Origin of the sequence: Sphingobacterium sp. UBA7249 (assembly GCF_002472835.1) — a bacterium.
GTDB lineage: Bacteria > Bacteroidota > Bacteroidia > Sphingobacteriales > Sphingobacteriaceae > Sphingobacterium > Sphingobacterium prati.
In genome coordinates, this window is sequence record NZ_DKST01000030.1 from 56,172 (window position 1) to 73,788 (window position 17,617).

12 protein-coding genes are annotated in these 17,617 nt (G+C 41.6%); 6 read left to right on the forward strand and 6 right to left on the reverse strand.

Annotated elements, in window-relative coordinates; all coding sequences use genetic code 11:
• Entirely contained in the window at window positions 1-1,926 is a 1,926-nt protein-coding gene (locus B4A24_RS21730) for an LTA synthase family protein (protein ID WP_293947059.1), read from the forward strand.
• Between the two features lie 6 nt (window positions 1,927-1,932).
• Here the strand turns inward: B4A24_RS21730 and B4A24_RS21735 are convergent, their stop codons facing one another.
• The 4 genes from B4A24_RS21735 to B4A24_RS21750 all read right to left on the reverse strand — a co-directional run bounded on the left by B4A24_RS21735 (window position 1,933) and on the right by B4A24_RS21750 (window position 8,727).
• Window positions 1,933-3,012, reverse strand: a complete 1,080-nt coding sequence (locus B4A24_RS21735) for a hypothetical protein (RefSeq protein WP_293947060.1) — start codon at window positions 3,010-3,012, stop codon at window positions 1,933-1,935.
• A gap of 230 nt (window positions 3,013-3,242) precedes the next feature.
• Window positions 3,243-4,484, reverse strand: a complete 1,242-nt coding sequence (gene odhB / locus B4A24_RS21740; RefSeq protein ID WP_165309020.1) for a 2-oxoglutarate dehydrogenase complex dihydrolipoyllysine-residue succinyltransferase — start codon at window positions 4,482-4,484, stop codon at window positions 3,243-3,245.
• Window positions 4,485-4,547: 63 nt separating this feature from the next.
• On the reverse strand, window positions 4,548-7,289 hold the full coding sequence (locus B4A24_RS21745; protein ID WP_293947061.1) for a 2-oxoglutarate dehydrogenase E1 component: 2,742 nt from the start codon (window positions 7,287-7,289) through the stop codon (window positions 4,548-4,550).
• A 181-nt stretch (window positions 7,290-7,470) separates the two neighbouring features.
• Window positions 7,471-8,727 carry a deoxyribodipyrimidine photo-lyase gene (locus B4A24_RS21750; protein WP_246251031.1) on the reverse strand — a complete coding sequence of 419 codons (1,257 nt, stop codon included), beginning with the start codon at window positions 8,725-8,727 and terminating at the stop codon, window positions 7,471-7,473.
• A 443-nt stretch (window positions 8,728-9,170) separates the two neighbouring features.
• Between B4A24_RS21750 and B4A24_RS21755 the strand changes: the two genes are divergently transcribed.
• From B4A24_RS21755 to B4A24_RS21765, 3 genes are all read left to right on the forward strand, one after another.
• Window positions 9,171-10,040, forward strand: a complete 870-nt coding sequence (locus B4A24_RS21755) for an NAD(P)-dependent oxidoreductase (RefSeq protein WP_172396627.1) — start codon at window positions 9,171-9,173, stop codon at window positions 10,038-10,040.
• A gap of 144 nt (window positions 10,041-10,184) precedes the next feature.
• Window positions 10,185-12,023, forward strand: coding sequence for a UbiD family decarboxylase (locus B4A24_RS21760; protein WP_293947062.1), 1,839 nt, complete (start codon window positions 10,185-10,187; stop codon window positions 12,021-12,023).
• 38 nt (window positions 12,024-12,061) lie between these two features.
• Window positions 12,062-12,397: a HopJ type III effector protein gene (locus tag B4A24_RS21765; protein ID WP_293947063.1), complete on the forward strand. Its 336-nt coding sequence runs from the start codon at window positions 12,062-12,064 to the stop codon at window positions 12,395-12,397.
• 217 nt (window positions 12,398-12,614) lie between these two features.
• On the opposite strand, the gene B4A24_RS21770 is transcribed toward B4A24_RS21765, so the two are convergent.
• Both B4A24_RS21770 and B4A24_RS21775 read right to left on the reverse strand, forming a co-directional pair.
• Window positions 12,615-13,076, reverse strand: a complete 462-nt coding sequence (locus B4A24_RS21770; protein WP_293947064.1) for a VOC family protein — start codon at window positions 13,074-13,076, stop codon at window positions 12,615-12,617.
• Between the two features lie 227 nt (window positions 13,077-13,303).
• Complete coding sequence (locus B4A24_RS21775; protein ID WP_172396631.1) at window positions 13,304-13,879, reverse strand: Crp/Fnr family transcriptional regulator; 576 nt, start codon at window positions 13,877-13,879, stop codon at window positions 13,304-13,306.
• A 237-nt stretch (window positions 13,880-14,116) separates the two neighbouring features.
• Between B4A24_RS21775 and asnB the strand changes: the two genes are divergently transcribed.
• Both asnB and B4A24_RS21785 read left to right on the forward strand, forming a co-directional pair.
• Complete coding sequence (gene asnB, locus B4A24_RS21780; RefSeq protein WP_293947065.1) at window positions 14,117-15,805, forward strand: asparagine synthase B; 1,689 nt, start codon at window positions 14,117-14,119, stop codon at window positions 15,803-15,805.
• 214 nt (window positions 15,806-16,019) lie between these two features.
• Window positions 16,020-17,585, forward strand: a complete 1,566-nt coding sequence (locus tag B4A24_RS21785) for a M20/M25/M40 family metallo-hydrolase (RefSeq protein WP_293947066.1) — start codon at window positions 16,020-16,022, stop codon at window positions 17,583-17,585.
• Window positions 17,586-17,617: the final 32 nt, after the last annotated feature.

Below are 17,617 nucleotides of genomic sequence, written 5' to 3' on the forward strand. Positions count from 1 at the left end.
ATGAAATTAAGAGGAATATTAGCACCTTACCTTGCAGTCGCCATGCGTTTTGCTTTTCTTTTAATCGTTTATGCCCTACTGCGATGGGGATTTTATCTCGTCAATGCCTCTTTATTCCCTAATGTAAATGCGGGAAAACTGTTTGTGATGTTTGGTGGTGGCGTACGTTTCGATATTGTGGCTTTGCTTTATCTGAATATCCTATACATTGTCATGCAAACAATTCCGGGACCATTCACCTATAATCAGATTTATCAAAGGATTGCCAAATGGATTTTTGTGGTGGTCAACGCGATAGGAATAGCACTGAATTTAATCGATTATGCCTATTATCCTTTTACACTAAAACGGACGACAGGTACGGTGCTAAGTCAATTCTCAAATGAATCCAATCTTTTTAAATTGGCATTCGACTTTTGTCTTGATTATTGGTATCTCCTGCTGGTATTGGCACTGGTTGTTTATGGGCTGTCGAAATCCTATCAGCTGATCCAACTGGAAAAGCCAAAGCGTTATTCATGGAAATCCTTTGTGGTACAGGTTCCCTTCTTTCTCCTGACCGCTTTTCTGTTTATCGGTGGAGTCCGTGGCGGATGGGCACATAGCACCCGTCCAATCACTTTGAGCAATGCCGGTGATTACGTAGATACCCCCGAGGAAATGAATATTGTGCTGAATACGCCATTTAGCATTTTGAAAACTTTAAAAGCCGTGAGCCTTAAACCAGTGAATTATTATCCGGAACAGGAGCTGGTAAAGATTTATGATCCAATTCATCTTCCGCAAACGGACAAGCCCTTCAATAAAAAAAATGTCGTTGTCTTGATTTTGGAGAGTTTCGCGAAAGAACATTTTGGCGAATTGAACAAAGACATTCAAGGTGGTCAATACAAAGGCTATACACCTTTTCTAGATTCGTTGATTCGCAATGGCTATACCTTTACAGATACTTATGCCAATGGCCGTAAATCCATTGATGCATTGCCTTCGGTCATTACGGGTATCCCTTCCATCGGTGAGCCCTTTGTACTCTCGGTGTATTCTGGTAATGAAACCACCAGCCTAGCTAAACTCCTGGGGAAAAAGGGCTATGAGACCGCATTTTTTCATGGTGCCCCCAACGGAAGTATGGGCTTCTCCGCCTACATGAAGTTAGCGGGAATACAACACTATTTTGGTAAAACCGAATACAATAACGATCAGGATTTTGATGGAATCTGGGGAATTTGGGATGAACCTTTTTTACAGTTCACCGCCAATAGGATCAATACATTAAAACAGCCATTTTTTGCAAGTTTCTTTTCGTTGTCCTCACACCATCCCTTTAAAGTACCTGAAAAATATCAGGGGAAATTTCCCAAAGGACCACTGCCGGTACAGGAACCGATCGGCTATACCGACAATGCGCTGCGTGAATTTTTTGCGACGGCCTCTAAAATGCCTTGGTTTAATAATACCTTATTTGTAATCTGTGCCGATCATGCTACCGTAAGTTACCTGCCGGAGTACCAGACCACAGCGGGCGGTTTTCAGATTCCGATTATATTTTATGCCCCTGGGGAAGGATTGGTCGGCAAAGCAGATAAATTGGTCCAACAGATCGATATTATGCCCACGGTCTTAAATTACCTCCACTATGACGAACCTTATTTTGCATTTGGCTCGGATGCATTTAAACCGGGAAGGGATAATTTTGTGCTGAACAATAATGCAGGAAGCTATAATTTTTATTATAAAGACTATATGATGTCTTATGATGGTCTTAAGCCGGTATCGCTTTATAATATGAAGCAAGATCGGTTGATGAAACAAGATTTACTCAATCAGCATCCTGCAATTCTGGATACCATGGAAACCAAGATGAAAGCTTTTATTCAGCAATATAACAATCGCATGATTGAAAATAAGCTGACCTATAAAAAATAGGCCAGCTTACTCCCGTTGTCTTTTCTGAAATTGCGCCCTGATACTCCTGTCAACAACAAATAGGATGAGGTCATAGACGATATAGATCAGAGGTAGCGTAAATAAGACCAGGAGGATATAGCCCCGGGCATTATGCTCAAAAATGCCATTGATCAAGTAATTTGCCAGACTGGTCCAAAACCAGCAAAAGCCGTAAAATGACGCCGGTACAATAAGATTTCCTAGCAGCAGCGCATAACGATAAGCACCTATTTTGTATTTTTTGTAGATATACCTGATGTGTAAATAGAGCAGTAGAATGGATCCGATTAGGGCAAGGACTTCGGGATGGATCCAAAGGAGTGCCTGTGCGAGAAAGGATATTTTTTCGCCTACTTCGATTGTAAAACTGCCTTGTTTTCCCGGGGATTCAATGATCCAGTGAACGAGCGTGTCAGTTTGCTCTTTCGGGGCTCCCAAATTTTGAATATAAGCCTTCATCTTATTTCCTGGGTGCAGATATAGGTCAATAGGACCAAAAGACGACCAGTACTTGGAGGGAAATAGGAGGTATTCAATTTGGTACTTCGTCAGAATATCCCTTCGGTCAAAGCCCATAAAAGCACGGTACTGAACTTTGATGCTGTTTTCACCCTTGTGAAGCTTGGCTGTAAAATAAAATGCGTCACTCAGGTTAATTCGTTCCCATTCCGCTTTTCCATAGCTGATCTCATAATAACCATCTTTGAACCGTAGGAAAGAGAATTTTGTGTCCGATGGATCCAAAGGGACGGATTTAATTTCTTTTTGGTTAATGATCACCTTTTCTAATCCATCTAAATTAAGGGCAAGGAATACTAACGGAAGATTCATGCTTTGCTCGGCATGGACGATATACTCGACCGCGAATTGGCTTTTATATGTGTGGTCGAGGGTATCGTGTACAATATGGATATTTATCCGTTCGTGGAGTACCTTTGCTTTATTGGCGGGTACCAATTGTGCCGTGATGCTATGTGGGCCATAGGGGTTGGCCATGTTGGCAGAGAGTGTCAACACAGCGAGCAAAAGAATCATCGTCAGGCCTATTATCTTTCTGTTCATCATTGTTTATATCCTAAAGCTTTCATGCGCCGGTACATATCCACCGTTGAAAGTATAAATTAAAAAGAAGAAATGAAAACCCTGATGTAGATTCGCAGCGGCAAGTTTGGCAAAAGGTACGTCAGACGGTCTATGTGGCGCGGGATAGGGAGCAATGATTGATATTCGCAAAAAGAAAAGACCTATACGACGATCGTATAGGTCTTTTCTTTGTTATCATATTTTGGTAACAATTATACACCCAACAATAAACGGGCTGGATCTTCCAATAATTGTTTTACACGAACCAAGAAGCTTACTGACTCACGACCGTCGATAATACGGTGATCGTAAGAAAGTGCGATATACATCATCGGACGGATAACAACCTGACCGTTCTCAGCGATCGGACGTTGGATAATGTTGTGCATACCCAAGATTGCTGATTGTGGAGCGTTGATGATAGGCGTTGACATCATAGATCCAAATACACCACCATTAGTGATTGTAAATGTACCACCAGTCATCTCGTCGATCGTTAACTTGTTGTCACGTGCTTTACCCGCCAATGTAGCAATCGCTTTTTCGATTTGCTCCAATGACATCGCATCTGCGTTACGGATAATAGGAACAACTAGCCCTTTAGGCGCGGAAACCGCAATTGAAATATCGGCGAAATCAGAATACACGATTTCATTTTCTTCGATACGAGCATTCACTGCTGGCCATTCTGCCAATGCTGTTGTTACTGCTTTAGTAAAGAAAGACATGAAACCAAGACCGATACCAAATTTCTCCTTGAACGTATCTTTATATTTAGCGCGTAGATCCATGATTGGCTGCATATTGACTTCATTGAATGTTGTCAACATGGCCGTTTCGTTTTTAACAGCTACCAAACGTTTTGCGATTGTTTTACGTAAAGACGATAATTTCTCACGACGTTCATTTCTTGAACCAGCAACTGGAGCCGCTGCAGGAGTAGCAGCCGGAGCCGCAGGTTTTGCCGCTGGAGCAGCAGTTTTAGCAACAGGTTGTGCTTTTTCAGCATCTTCTTTGGTAATGCGTCCATCTTTACCTGTTCCTTTTATTGTCGAAGGATCAATTCCTTTTTCTCTTAAAATTTTTGCGGCAGCAGGAGAGGCCGTACCAGCAGCGTAGCTATCTGGATCTTCGTCTTTTGCAGCAGCAGCTGGAGCTGCAGTTGATGATGCCTCAGCAGCAGGTGCAGCAGCCGGAGCTGAACCGCCAGCAGGAGCTTCACCTTCTTCAATTGTACAAACGACAGCACCGATTTCTAAAGTATCACCTTCTTGTGCAATGATTCTTAAGATACCTGCTTTTTCAGCTGGTAATTCAAACGTTGCTTTGTCTGACTCCAGTTCGGCGATGTTTTCATCCATCTCCACATAATCGCCATCTTGTTTCAACCATTGTGATAAGGTTACCTCCGTGATTGATTCACCTACGGTTGGTACTTTAATTTCTAAGCTCATATATAATGTTCTTTATTGACAATTGCGTCCTATAGATAAGACGCAATTGATTTTAAATTGTTTTTATTCGAATGATTTATTTAAGATTGCTGCTTGTTGGGCAACGTGTTGTTTCATATAACCTGTCGCTGTACTTCCGCTTTCTTTACGTGCTACGAAACCTGTAAACGCAATGTCGGTACCCATCAGTTTGCGGCAGTAGTAAGACCATGCGCCCATGTTCTCATTTTCCTCTTGCACCCATACAAACTCTTTGGCCTTGTTGTATTTTTTACGGATCGCTTTCAACTGCTCAGCCGGAATTGGGAATAACTGCTCGATGCGAACAATCGCAACATCTTTACGTTTGTCAGCTTCTTGTTTTTCCAATAAATCATAGTAAACTTTACCAGAACAGAACAATACACGTTTTACATCTTTTGCAGCAACATTTGCATCGTCAATCACTTCCTGGAATACGCCTTCCGTGAAGTCTTTCAGTGGAGAAACTACTTTCGGGTGACGCAACAACGATTTTGGCGTAAAGACCACCAATGGCTTGCGGAATTCACGTACCAGTTGACGGCGCAACAAATGGAAGTAGTTTGCCGGTGATGTACAGTTTGCCAAGATCATGTTCTCATCCGCACATAATTCCAGGAATCTCTCGATACGTGCCGAGGAGTGTTCAGGCCCCTGTCCTTCCATACCGTGTGGCAACATCATCACCAAACCGTTTGAACGTTTCCATTTTGTTTCTGCACTTGACAAATATTGGTCTACAATGATTTGAGCTCCATTGTAGAAATCACCGAACTGTGCTTCCCAGATTGTCAATGAATTTGGATTAGAAGATGCATAACCATATTCAAAACCCAAAACAGCATATTCTGAAAGTAAAGAGTTGTAGATCGAGAACTTGTCACCACCTTTGATATTTGCCAATGGAACATATTTCTCTTCGGAATCTTCCAGCGTCAATACCGCATGACGGTGTGAGAAGGTACCACGTTGTACATCCTGACCTGAAATACGAACGCGGTTGCCCTGATCCAATAATGTCGCATAAGCCATTAATTCACCCATTGCCCAATCGTATGCATCATTGCTGATCATTTTGGCACGATCTTCAAATAGACGTGTGATCTTACGGAAGAATTTTTTGTCAGAAGGTAAAGTTGTAATCTCTTTCGCTAGTTTTAAGAATAAGTCTTTCGCAACTTTCGTTTTATCGGAAGTTGTCAATACTTCTCCTTTTTTAGCCGGACGTAATCCTTCCCAAGCTCCTTTAAACATTGGAATCTCCTCAGTCAATACCTCAACTGTTTTGGATTCCTCAAATTTAGTCTGTAATTCAGCTTTAAATTCTTTTTCAATGTTTTTAGAATACGCCTCATCAATACTTCCTTCAGTAATTAATTTTTTAGCGTAAACTTCTTTCGGGTTTGGATGTTTTTCGATGATTTTGTACAACAAAGGCTGGGTGAACTTAGGTTCATCAGCTTCATTGTGACCGAATCTTCTATAACATAATAGATCGATAAATACGTCTGTTTTATATTTTTGACGGTATTCAACAGCTAAATTAATTGCATATACTACCGCCTCAGCATCATCACCATTGACATGGAATACGGGTGAAGAGGTGATTTTTGCAACATCAGTACAGTATGTACCAGAACGAGCGTCTTTATAGTTTGTTGTAAATCCGATTTGGTTGTTGATGACAATGTGTACAGTACCACCGGTTTTGTAACCGTCTAGTTTCGACATTTGGGTCACTTCATAAACCACACCTTGACCAGCGATTGCAGCATCACCATGGATGATGATCGGTGCAATTTTGGAAGAATCTCCTTCGTATTTGAAGTCGATTTTAGAACGGACCATACCTTCCACGATTGGATCTACAGTTTCCAGATGGGAAGGGTTGGGAGCCAAACTTAAATGGACAGTTTTGCCATCATTTGTTTTAACCTCAGAAGAGAATCCCAAGTGGTATTTTACGTCACCGCCAAAGTTTACTTCAGGATCGTCAGCATAAGTCTTACCTTCAAATTCAGAGAATACGGATTTGTAGGATTTACCCATAATGTTAGTCAATACATTCAAACGACCACGGTGAGCCATACCGATCACAAACTCTTGGATACCGATTTCAGCACCTTTTTCGATCACAGAATCCAATGCAGGAATTAAACTTTCCGCACCTTCTAATGAAAAACGTTTTTGACCCAAAAATTTGGTTCCCAAAAAGTTTTCAAAAACAACAGCGTGATTTAATTTATTTAAGATTCTCTTTTTAGTATCTAAAGAGAATTTAGGCATATTACGATCCGCTTCCATGCGGTCTTGTAACCATTTTATTTTCTCAGGGTTACGGATATATTTGAATTCTGCACCAATAGAACGGCAGTAAGTATCCTCCACCAGTTGACGGATGTCTTTTAATGTTGCTGGACCTAAACCCACTTCGACACCTGCATTGAAAACCGTGTTCATGTCTGCTTCGGCAAGACCAAAGGTTTCCAATTCCTTTCCAGGGTAGTACTTACGTCTTTCGCGAACAGGATTGGTGTGTGTGAAGAGGTGCCCGCGGTCACGGTAACCATTGATCATGTTCAGCACATTGATTTCTTTCAATACGTGCTCAGGGGTAGCCTCGCCTACCGAACTTGTTGTTCCACCAGCATTTTGACCGAAATCAAAACCTTCAAAGAATTTTTGCCATCCGAAATCTACCGATTGGGGATCTTGCTTGTACGATTGATATAAGCCATCGACATAAGCCGAATCAGCATTACTCAAATATGTCAGATTGTCCATTTACAATTAAAACTATGAAATTTGTCAAAGTTATGAATAAAAAAAGAGTTTCTAATACTGAAATTGAATAATTTAATCAATAAATATATCCAATTATTAACATTTTTGGCATGATTTAAAAAGGGCTTACAAACCCCTACAAATTTCTTTTGTTTTGAATTTATTTATTTCTGCCGAAGATTTATTTAGCCAATATTTCATCCAATTTTGGAAGCCCATTTGGGAAGTTTGTTTTGATCAATTTTTGCCAGTCCAAAGCTTTGTTGTCCTTTTCACTGGTGCCAACACCAGCGACGTGGGACCATTGTCCATATACGGTAGCTGGGGAATAATCCAATAGCTGTTCTTCAAACCAGGAAGCCCCCTTTAACCAATTGACCTGATATTCGTGTACCAGATAACTCGCTGCAATCAATCCCGCCTGATAAGGGATATATCCCGTTTTCTTTAGTTGTATCATGGTGCTATTGATAAAATCATGGTCGGTCTGTCCAGCCTTCCACTTCTCAAATAATTCTTCATTCACCGTTAATGCCGGGATCGCTACCGTGCTGCTGCTTTTAGTGCCTAAGGGTTTGAAAAATATATTGGGATATTTTTTGAGCATAAAACGGAAATAATCCCGCCAGAGTAAAATGTCTATTATTTTCTCAAATCGTTTATCTTTTTTTCCTTCTCCTAATTTCTTAATGTTGTTGTAAAGAAGAATTGGCGATAAGGCTCCGGCAGCAATAAAGGGACCTAATATGACCGGATCCTGCTCTGTTTCCGGATAAGTGGACAAAACCGAATGCATAATACTCAATGCCGTGTCTTCCCCACCTAATATATAAATATCATCAACTGACTTAATTTCCTCATCCGAATAACCCAAGTCCTTTAACGTAGGAATTTTGGTGTCTTCAAGATGTGGGGGTGTCAAGAAATTTGACGGGAAAGGAATCGGCTGGCGCACCGAACTCTCACGTTCTACTTTTTTCTTAAAAACGGAAAATCCATTAGGAATATCCTTAATTGGAAATGGGAGATCTTCTTTGTGGTAAAGTGTATGGCCTATAAAATGACGGAGATTGATTTTGCTGCTCCATAATTCACTCTCTACTTTCTCGGATATAGAAGTCTCGCGAAGTGCAACTTCCCGATGATGATAAACTTCATTGACTTGGTATTTTTGAGCAATCCGAGGGATAATATCTTCGGGTTTGCCAATATATGTCAGTAGGTCGCTGCCGTGGCTTTTCAATTTTTCTTTCAGAGCGGTGACTGCTTCGATCACAAAAGCCGCACGCTGTACGCCTGTATTTAAAGTGCCGAATTGATTACGGTCAAAATAACGGGGATCAAAACAATAGACGGGAATGATGAAGGAACTCTTCTCAGAGGCTTGATAAAATACTTCATTGTCATGAAGTCTTAAATCATTTCTAAACCAGATCATTGTAGCCCTTTTGTCCATAGAGGTGAAGATAAATACTTTTTAGTGCAGCCTATTTTCAGAAGATTTACAAATATATAAGGATATTATGTTTGTGAAAATATTTAGGCATGAATTGACATAAAAAGGACAAAGAAGTGGTTTGGGACAAAATTTAAGGCATGTAATAAGTTTCTTACAGTATTATGATACACTTGAATTCTGGGCTAGAATACTGCCAGACTGATCAATACTCATTCCTTTGTGTAGAAGAATAACTTATCTAAATAGAAAAATAAAAAATAGTGTTAAACTTATTTGGGGTTTCTCTGTTCTAAAATCAAAGAATTATGATAGTTGTTAGTCAGCATATCGGAAACAAAACCATCGTGAGCTTACGTAATCTATAGGGGCAGCTAACACATATTTGTGCCATTGAAAGCGAATGCTCAAAAATAATTATAAGAATGAAAAAGGTTTTAATCAGTGGGCTAAATACCTATTTGGGACGACGGGCATCATGCTATTTACAAACGAAGGATTTTGATGTGACGGGGTTGGTTCGCAACTTATCCATTTTTAATAAAATCGTGAAAGAGAAGGTGACGGCGAAACTATTTGAATTAGATCTCTTACGGAAAGGTCCTGCGTACGATAAATTTCAGATCAGTGACTTGAACTTTGGAATCTATTTTACACAAGTTCCCTCTCTCGATAATGATATTCAGCTTCAGCTGGAGTTGCTCGGGCTCCGTAATTTTGTGGAAATCTGTAAGCGTGCTGGCAACAATCGGGTGATTTATGTGGCTAGACTGATGGATGAGCATTTTTTGGAACCCGTTCGTAATCTATTGGAAGTTTTGCGGGTACAGTATACTATTGTGGTCAAAAGCAGTGTTATTGGAAAAGAAAGTGTGTTGAACCGAATTTTTGGTAAACTGGCCAAACGGCAGACAATATTCTATTGGAACTGGGTAGCCTCCTTGAAATTTCATCCTTTACCCTTGTTGGATGTCTATCGTTGGCTTCGGGAAATGCCCTGGGAAAATAATTTTATCTCCGAGGTGATTTACCTCGGCGGGCATGAAGAGGTGACGTTTAGAAACTTATTTTATCAATTTCTGAGTTCTACTTCCAATACACAAAAAAGGGAGATCGGAGTAAATAAATTTCTTGCAAAACTATTGTTGAGTCGATTTAACGATATCAATAAAGAAGATATTGATGAATTTAGACGGGTGCTGTATTATGAAAAAAATGTCGACAACTCAACCTGGCAGAAAGTGCAGCCCTTTGAATTTACACCGCTGAAAGCCTATGTCAAGATGGATACCTGATTGTTTGGTACCTGCCGATCACTTGATGGCTGAGCGAGAATCGTTGGCCTGATTTTCCGAACTGTTATTGGTAGATGCATAGGGCAGTTTTGATTTATTCTGTTAAATTTGTGGATTAACGCGTTGATACAGATTTAATATTATATGGGATACAATAGTCTAGCAGCATGTGTTGCGGATCTTGAAAAACATGGCCATTTAATCCGGATTAAAGAGGAGGTGGATCCTTACCTGGAAATGGCCGCCATTCATATGCGGGTGTTTGATGCTGAGGGACCTGCCTTGTATTTTGAAAATATCAAAGGCTCGGAATTTCCTGCCGTATCCAATCTATTTGGAACGTTGGATCGTTCGAAGTTTATGTTCCGTGATTCCTTGGACCATCTTAAAAAATTAGTGGATGTCAAGATGAACCCGGGCGCTGTACTAAAAAATCCATTCCAATATATCGGTTCCTCCATGATCGCATTGGGTGCTTTGCCCTGGAAAAAGAAATCGGGTGCCCCTATCTTACATGGTAAAACGAGCATCAGTAAGCTTCCTCAAATTGTCAACTGGCCAATGGATGGTGGAGCTTTTGTCACCATGCCACAGGTCTATACTGAAGATGTGAATAATCCGGGAATCATGCATGCCAATCTGGGGATGTACCGGATTCAGCTTTCGGGCAACGATTATATTCCGGATCGAGAAATTGGACTGCATTATCAGCTGCATCGCGGCATCGGTATCCATCAGACCAAAGCCAATAAGCTCGGCCTACCACTCAAGGTAAGTATTTTTGTGGGTGGTCCGCCAGCGCACCCGCTTTCTGCGGTTATGCCTTTGCCAGAAGGGCTTTCGGAGATGATCTTTGCCGGCGCATTAGGCAATAGAAGGTTTCGTTATTTTTACGATAATGAAGGTTTTTGCATTTCTGCGGATGCTGATTTTGTCATTACAGGTACGGTATATCCCAATGAGAATAAACCCGAGGGACCTTTTGGTGATCATATTGGCTATTATAGCCTCACGCATCCATTCCCTTTGATGAAGGTACATAATGTGTATCATAAGAAGGATCCGATCTGGTCTTTTACCGTGGTGGGGCGACCGCCACAGGAAGACACGAGTTTCGGCGCGCTTATTCATGAAATTACGGGTTCAGCAATCCCACAGGAAATCTCAGGGTTGCATGCAGTAAATGCAGTAGATGCAGCCGGAGTACATCCATTATTGTTTGCGATCGGATCGGAACGTTACACACCTTACCAAACGGTGGACCGTCCTCAAGAAATTTTAACCATTGCCAATCAGATTCTTGGAAAAAATCAGCTGAGCTTAGCCAAATATCTTTTTATTTCTGCGCATGAGGATGATCCCAAATTGGATATTTATGATATTCCGGCATTCTTTGGTCATATCTTGGAGCGGATTGATCCGACAAGAGATCTCCATTTTCAGACCAATACGACGATAGATACGTTGGATTATTCAGGTGATGGGCTAAACATGGGGTCGAAGGTGGTTTTTGCGGCAGCAGGCACCAAGAAAAGGGAGTTAGCACACGAACTGTCGGCAAATTTTGATCTACCAAGACCTTTCAATAAAGCGAAGGTTGTGATTCCAGGTGTATTGGCAGTCGAAGGGCAGCCCTTCACGACCTATACGGATGAGGCTGTGCTGGTCCAGGAGTGGTGTCGTGCCGCAGAGGGACTGGCTTGGGAAGGTTTTCCATTGCTCGTATTGTGCGATGATGCCGGTTTTACCGCCGAGACAGTCAATAATTTCGTCTGGACGACCTTTACGCGAAGTAACCCAGCATTTGATATATATGGGATCAAGAGTTTTACGTCCTTCAAACACTGGGGCTGTGCGGGGCCAATTATTATCGATGCACGTACCAAGCCACATCATGCACCGGCACTGATTAAAGACGCTGCAGTCGAGAAACGGGTTGACGAATTGGGAGCGAAAGGGGGCTCGCTCCACGGAATTATTTAGGATCAATTAAGCAAAATAAGAATAGACAATTTAATCTGATGAAAACAGAAGAATTATTAGTAAAGTCAAAAGAGAACCAGCTGCAGTTTCAAAACGTATTGGATCACATTGCAGCAAATTATATGTATAGTCCAGCTGCATTCCAAAATGGAAACGTGAAAAATGCAGCAACGGAAAATCAAGGAAGTGCAAAAGTCCTGTATTTTGCCAAGCTCCATAATCTTTCGCGGGCAGATACATTGCTGTTGTTTGCAGAACATTATCAAAATGTATTGGACGATCCAGCAGGGGAGGGGCATCAGAATATCCGGCAGTTTATGGCAAATGGCTGGAACGGGGTCATTTTTGATGCTGTGGTATTGACTGATAAGTAAAATCAAGCGTACAGTTTCCCGTTTCGTAAAACACAGATAAACTGATCCGGGATGGGCATTGTCAGTTCACCCGCTGGAACCGAATAGTTGAAATGATAGGGCAGAAGAATACAAACGAAATTTTCAATTTTTAGTTATTCTGCTTCCGCATATAATTAGGGCTGTTCACCTTTGTACAGCCCTAATTTGCATACGAAGTGTAGAACGGCAATCTTCTTTAACTATTGCTTTCGCAATCTTCATCTTTGCTGCCGCCGTAATAGACCATCCAGCAGATGCCAAACTGATCTTGGAATGAGCTGTAGAGCTCCGCGAAAAATGTTTCGCCCAAAGGCATTTCCACCACTTTTGCATTGACACTGAGTGCTTCATAAAGTGTTTTGGCTTCGTCCCCATTGTCGCACATCAACATGACGTAGGTATTGTTTCCCTGCACATACTGTTGGCCGAAAGCGGGGATAACATCTGCACCCATGAGCATGCTTTCCCCATTGATGGAAATAGCGGTATGACAAATTTTGTTTTTGGCTTCATCCGGAATTGCTGGCATTTGCGGATCTGCAGGAATGTCGCCATAACGCATGTATCCCGGATTTTTTGTTTTAAAGACCTTTTCATAAAACATGAATGCTTCTTCACAGTTGCCATTGAAATTTAAATAAGCGTGTAATTTTGCCATGATTCTAATTTTTGAATATATTGATTATTTCGTTGGGCGTGCATCTATCGCTTTGATGACCCGAAAAGATACACGCGAAACCTGAGTTTTTTCAAATTTTTCTTTCCTATAGCCCAGTAAATAAAAGGGCTATCTTTGGATATGAAGATAAAATTAAGGGGAACTTTTGATAATGATCTTGCCCTAGGGCAAGATTTCATATTGGGCTTCCATGGTGGGGAAAAGATTTAATTGCCGTGAACAATTTCTTTACGTATGCGGCTTAGTGAGGTGTCTGTAATGCCCAGGTAAGAAGCGATGTGTTTCAATGGAGCCTGCTGGATCAGGATGGGTTTTTCTTTAATGAGACGCAAGTAGCGACTGGTCGCAGGTTCGGTGATCATGGCTATTGCCCTGTTTTTGCTGTGAACCAGTTCTGTTGCCATCCACGAACGCCCCCATTCCCTAAACTCAGGAATACGATGAAATAGTTCCTGGTGATCTTCAAACCGTATTTTCCAAAGCTTTGTGTCCGTAAGGGCCTGAATGTTTTCCACTGTTGGTGTACGCTGGAAAAAAGAAGCAACTTCGATCACGACATCGTTGTCGCTGCAAAAACCTATGGTAACTTCATTGCCTTCATAGTCGTGTAAAAATGATCGGGTAAGGCCATATTCAATTAAATAGTAGGCATTGGCAACCTGACCTTTGCTTAATATAAACTCACCTTTTTTTATCGTAATGGCCTGATGTTTCTCTTTTATGGAATTCAGTTCATCAGGCGTAATTGCGAGGTCACTGTAAAATGTTCCTATTAGATCCATGTCCTTGGTTTATTTGATTATGTAGTGAATTTAAAGATAAATCTTGAAATGCATTATTAAGCTATTGTGTGATTATTGTAAATAAATAAAGGATTTGTTGTTAATTTGATTTGTTTAAAGAGTGTTTATTAATAAAAGTGTAATAAAAATAAAAAATTATTATGAATTTAGTTTTTAATTGTTTTACTTTGTGTCAATAACATAATGTAAAAACGAAATATTTAAAATTTTCATAATATGTGTGGAATTATTGGCGCTTTTGAATTGAAGCAACCTGCAGACTCATTGAGATCCCAAGTATTGGAAATGTCAAAACGTATTCGTCACCGTGGTCCAGATTGGTCTGGTATATTCACTGGTGAGAAAGCTTTATTGGCGCATGAACGATTAGCTATCGTTGATCCGAAATCGGGTAGTCAGCCTTTATATAGTCCGGATGGTAAAGTCGTTCTGGCTGTGAATGGCGAAATCTATAACCACCATGAATTAAGAAATAGTCTTCCTGATTATGAATTCGCAACACAAAGCGATTCCGAAGTAATATTGGCGCTTTATCTGGCCAAGGGCCCATCATTTGTCGATGAGTTGAACGGTATCTTTGGTTTTGCACTATATGATTCACGTGATGATTCCTTTTTTGTCGCACGTGACCACATGGGAATCATTCCATTGTATTATGGAAAGGACACCCAGGGGCAATTGTTCGTGGCATCTGAATTAAAGTCGTTGGAAGGTTTCTGTGAGACAATTGAACAATTTCCTCCGGGACATTATTTGTATAGCAAAGAAGGTACGGCCCCGCAACGCTGGTACCAACGGGATTGGGAAAGCTACGATACTGTGAAAGATAGCGATATTGATATTGCTGTCTTGCGTAAAGCCTTGGAAGATGCAGTACATCGTCAGCTGATGTCTGACGTGCCCTATGGTGTATTGCTGTCGGGTGGACTTGACTCCTCTGTAATTGCTGCTGTGACCAAAAAATTTGCGTCCAAGCGGATTGAAACAGATGACAAAGAAGAAGCCTGGTATCCACAATTGCATTCTTTTGCCGTCGGATTAAAAGGAGCTCCGGATTTAATTGCGGCACAAAAAGCGGCGGATCATATTGGAACAATCCATCATGAAATCAATTTTACCATACAAGAGGGCCTGGATGCTATCCGTGATGTAATCTATCATCTGGAGACCTATGATGTCACAACTGTGCGTGCTTCAACACCGATGTACTTATTGGCACGTGTGATCAAATCCATGGGGATCAAAATGGTGCTATCAGGTGAGGGTTCTGATGAGCTTTTTGGTGGTTATTTATATTTTCACAAGGCTCCAAATGCGCAAGAGTTTCATGAAGAAACTGTGCGTAAGCTGAAAAAACTATACCTTTATGACTGTTTGCGTGCCAATAAATCACTGGCAGCCTGGGGTGTCGAAGGGCGTGTGCCTTTCCTGGATAAAGAATTTATGGATATCGCCATGCGTATCAACCCATCGGATAAAATGATCCGTGATGGCCGAATGGAGAAATGGGTCGTGCGTAAAGCTTTCGAAGATTATCTTCCTGAAAGCATTGCGTGGCGTCAAAAAGAACAGTTTTCGGACGGTGTTGGTTATAGCTGGATCGATACCTTAAAAGAGCAGGCAGAGAGCAAAGTTTCAGATCAGGAATTTGCGGCCGCTGCCGAGCGTTTTCCCGTCAATACACCGAAGAATAAAGAGGAATTTTTGTACCGCACGATATTTGAGTCGCATTTTCCGTCTGCTGCAGCTGCGCAGACCGTTCCTTCGGTAAAATCCGTGGCTTGTAGCACACCTGAAGCGTTGGCATGGGATGCTTCCTTCCAGAACCTGAACGACCCATCAGGTAGAGCTGTAGCCTCGGTACACCAAGAAAGTTACGAGAAATCCAAAGTGGAAGCCGTGTAGATAATCAACCGACCATATACTAATGTTGTAAAAGCCTAAGGAGAATTTCTTAGGCTTTTTTGCGATACAGTCAGTAGAATTGAGCAAAGTCAAATGGCTTCACAGCCTTGAATTGCATTTAAAATGAATATGTTTTTTGAATTATCTTTAGTAATTTTCGGAAAAACCAATCCCGCCTAACCTAAGGGTAAGGGGTGTGAACAATTAAATACAAATGAAAGGATATACGAAACAACGAAATTTAAAGTCTTTTGGATTAGCGTTTTTGCTATTGAGCAACACAGTTATATTTGCACAGAATAAAGATGCTGTCGTCGCAGCTATTGTCCAAGAAGCCCAGACCAACTCCCAGCTTGAAAACTATGCATTTGAACTTGTTGATATGATCGGTCCGCGGTTGGTCGGGAGCCCACAGATGCAACAGGCACACGACTGGGTAGTCAAACAATATACTGCACTTGGTGCGGACGCGCGAAATGAACCTTATGGAGAATGGCGTTCCTGGGAGCGCGGAACCTCTCAAGTAACAATGACCTACCCCCGAATTAAATCACTCGAAGGAACACAGCTGGCTTTTAGTCCAATGACAAAGGAAAAAGGTGTGGAAGCTGAAGTGATAGCGATGCCGCTGTTTGGTTCTCAAAGTGATTTTCAATCTTGGTTAAATAGTGTAAAAGGTAAAATTGTCCTGATCGGAATGAACCCTATTTCAGGTCGGTCGGATGGCAACTGGAGGGAATCGGCCTCTGCTAAAGCTTATGAAAGATATCAGAACCTCAAAAACGAGCAGCTCAGGCAATGGGAGCTGAGTATGTCCTATACAGGAAGTACCCGCCGTACTTTGCCGGTAGCCTTAGAAGCTGCAGGTGCTATAGCTGTGATCGATTCCTATTGGACGGAACTGCCGGGCATCACGCGGATTTTTGATGCAAAATCCAAACAGATTCCGGTCTTTAACCTTGCTTTGGAAGATTACAGTCTCCTTTATCGCATGGCTGAGCGTGGGGTCAAGCCACGGATACTTTTGCAAGGAAAGTCCAAAGAGCTCGGAACCGTGAAGACGTATAATAGTATTGCTGAGATCAAAGGGAAAGAAAAACCCAATGAATATGTGGTTTTGTCAGCACATTTGGATTCATGGGATGGGGCCTCGGGTGCGACGGACAATGCAACAGGCGTTATCACCATGATGGAAGCAGTTCGGATCTTGCGAAAAGTATATCCCGATAATAAAAGAACCATTCTGGTGGGCAACTGGGGTAGCGAGGAACAGGGATTGAACGGCTCGTCGGCTTTTGTGGAAGATCATCCGGATATTGCCAAAAATATACAGGTCGTATGGAACCAGGACAATGGAACTGGACGTATTGTACGTATAGCAGGAAGCGGTTTTGAAAAGGCTTATGAATACATTGGTCGTTGGTTGCAATATCTGCCCGAAGAATTTCGCAATGAAATCCAGACGAGCTTTCCTGGAATGCCGGGAACCGGCGGAAGCGATCATTCCTCATTTGTCCAAAAAGGCATTCCGGCCTTTGGTCTTTCTTCCACCTCTTGGGATTATGGTAAAGTAACCTGGCATACCAATAGGGATACCTATGACAAAATTGTCTTTGATGAAGTCCGGCAAAATGCAATTATTGTTGCGGTGCTGACTTACCTGGCCTGTGAGGAACCGAGCTTGGTATCGCGTGACAAAATTGTGTTGCCCCTAGACAAAACAGGTAAACAAATGGAATGGCCAACAAATTTGCGGGCCAAAAGAACAAGTGCTAATTAATGACAGAGCAGCTTGTATTTACTATTGTATTC

What these genes read in the sequence shown, in the direction of transcription:
- B4A24_RS21730 (WP_293947059.1), top strand. Translation starts at nt 1, where the DNA reads ATGAAATTAAGAGGAATATTAGCACCTTACCTTGCAGTCGCCATGCGT.
- B4A24_RS21735 (WP_293947060.1), bottom strand. Translation starts at nt 3,012, where the DNA reads ATGATGAACAGAAAGATAATAGGCCTGACGATGATTCTTTTGCTCGCT.
- odhB (WP_165309020.1), bottom strand. Translation starts at nt 4,484, where the DNA reads ATGAGCTTAGAAATTAAAGTACCAACCGTAGGTGAATCAATCACGGAG.
- B4A24_RS21745 (WP_293947061.1), bottom strand. Translation starts at nt 7,289, where the DNA reads ATGGACAATCTGACATATTTGAGTAATGCTGATTCGGCTTATGTCGAT.
- B4A24_RS21750 (WP_246251031.1), bottom strand. Translation starts at nt 8,727, where the DNA reads ATGATCTGGTTTAGAAATGATTTAAGACTTCATGACAATGAAGTATTT.
- B4A24_RS21755 (WP_172396627.1), top strand. Translation starts at nt 9,171, where the DNA reads ATGAAAAAGGTTTTAATCAGTGGGCTAAATACCTATTTGGGACGACGG.
- B4A24_RS21760 (WP_293947062.1), top strand. Translation starts at nt 10,185, where the DNA reads ATGGGATACAATAGTCTAGCAGCATGTGTTGCGGATCTTGAAAAACAT.
- B4A24_RS21765 (WP_293947063.1), top strand. Translation starts at nt 12,062, where the DNA reads ATGAAAACAGAAGAATTATTAGTAAAGTCAAAAGAGAACCAGCTGCAG.
- B4A24_RS21770 (WP_293947064.1), bottom strand. Translation starts at nt 13,076, where the DNA reads ATGGCAAAATTACACGCTTATTTAAATTTCAATGGCAACTGTGAAGAA.
- B4A24_RS21775 (WP_172396631.1), bottom strand. Translation starts at nt 13,879, where the DNA reads ATGGATCTAATAGGAACATTTTACAGTGACCTCGCAATTACGCCTGAT.
- asnB (WP_293947065.1), top strand. Translation starts at nt 14,117, where the DNA reads ATGTGTGGAATTATTGGCGCTTTTGAATTGAAGCAACCTGCAGACTCA.
- B4A24_RS21785 (WP_293947066.1), top strand. Translation starts at nt 16,020, where the DNA reads ATGAAAGGATATACGAAACAACGAAATTTAAAGTCTTTTGGATTAGCG.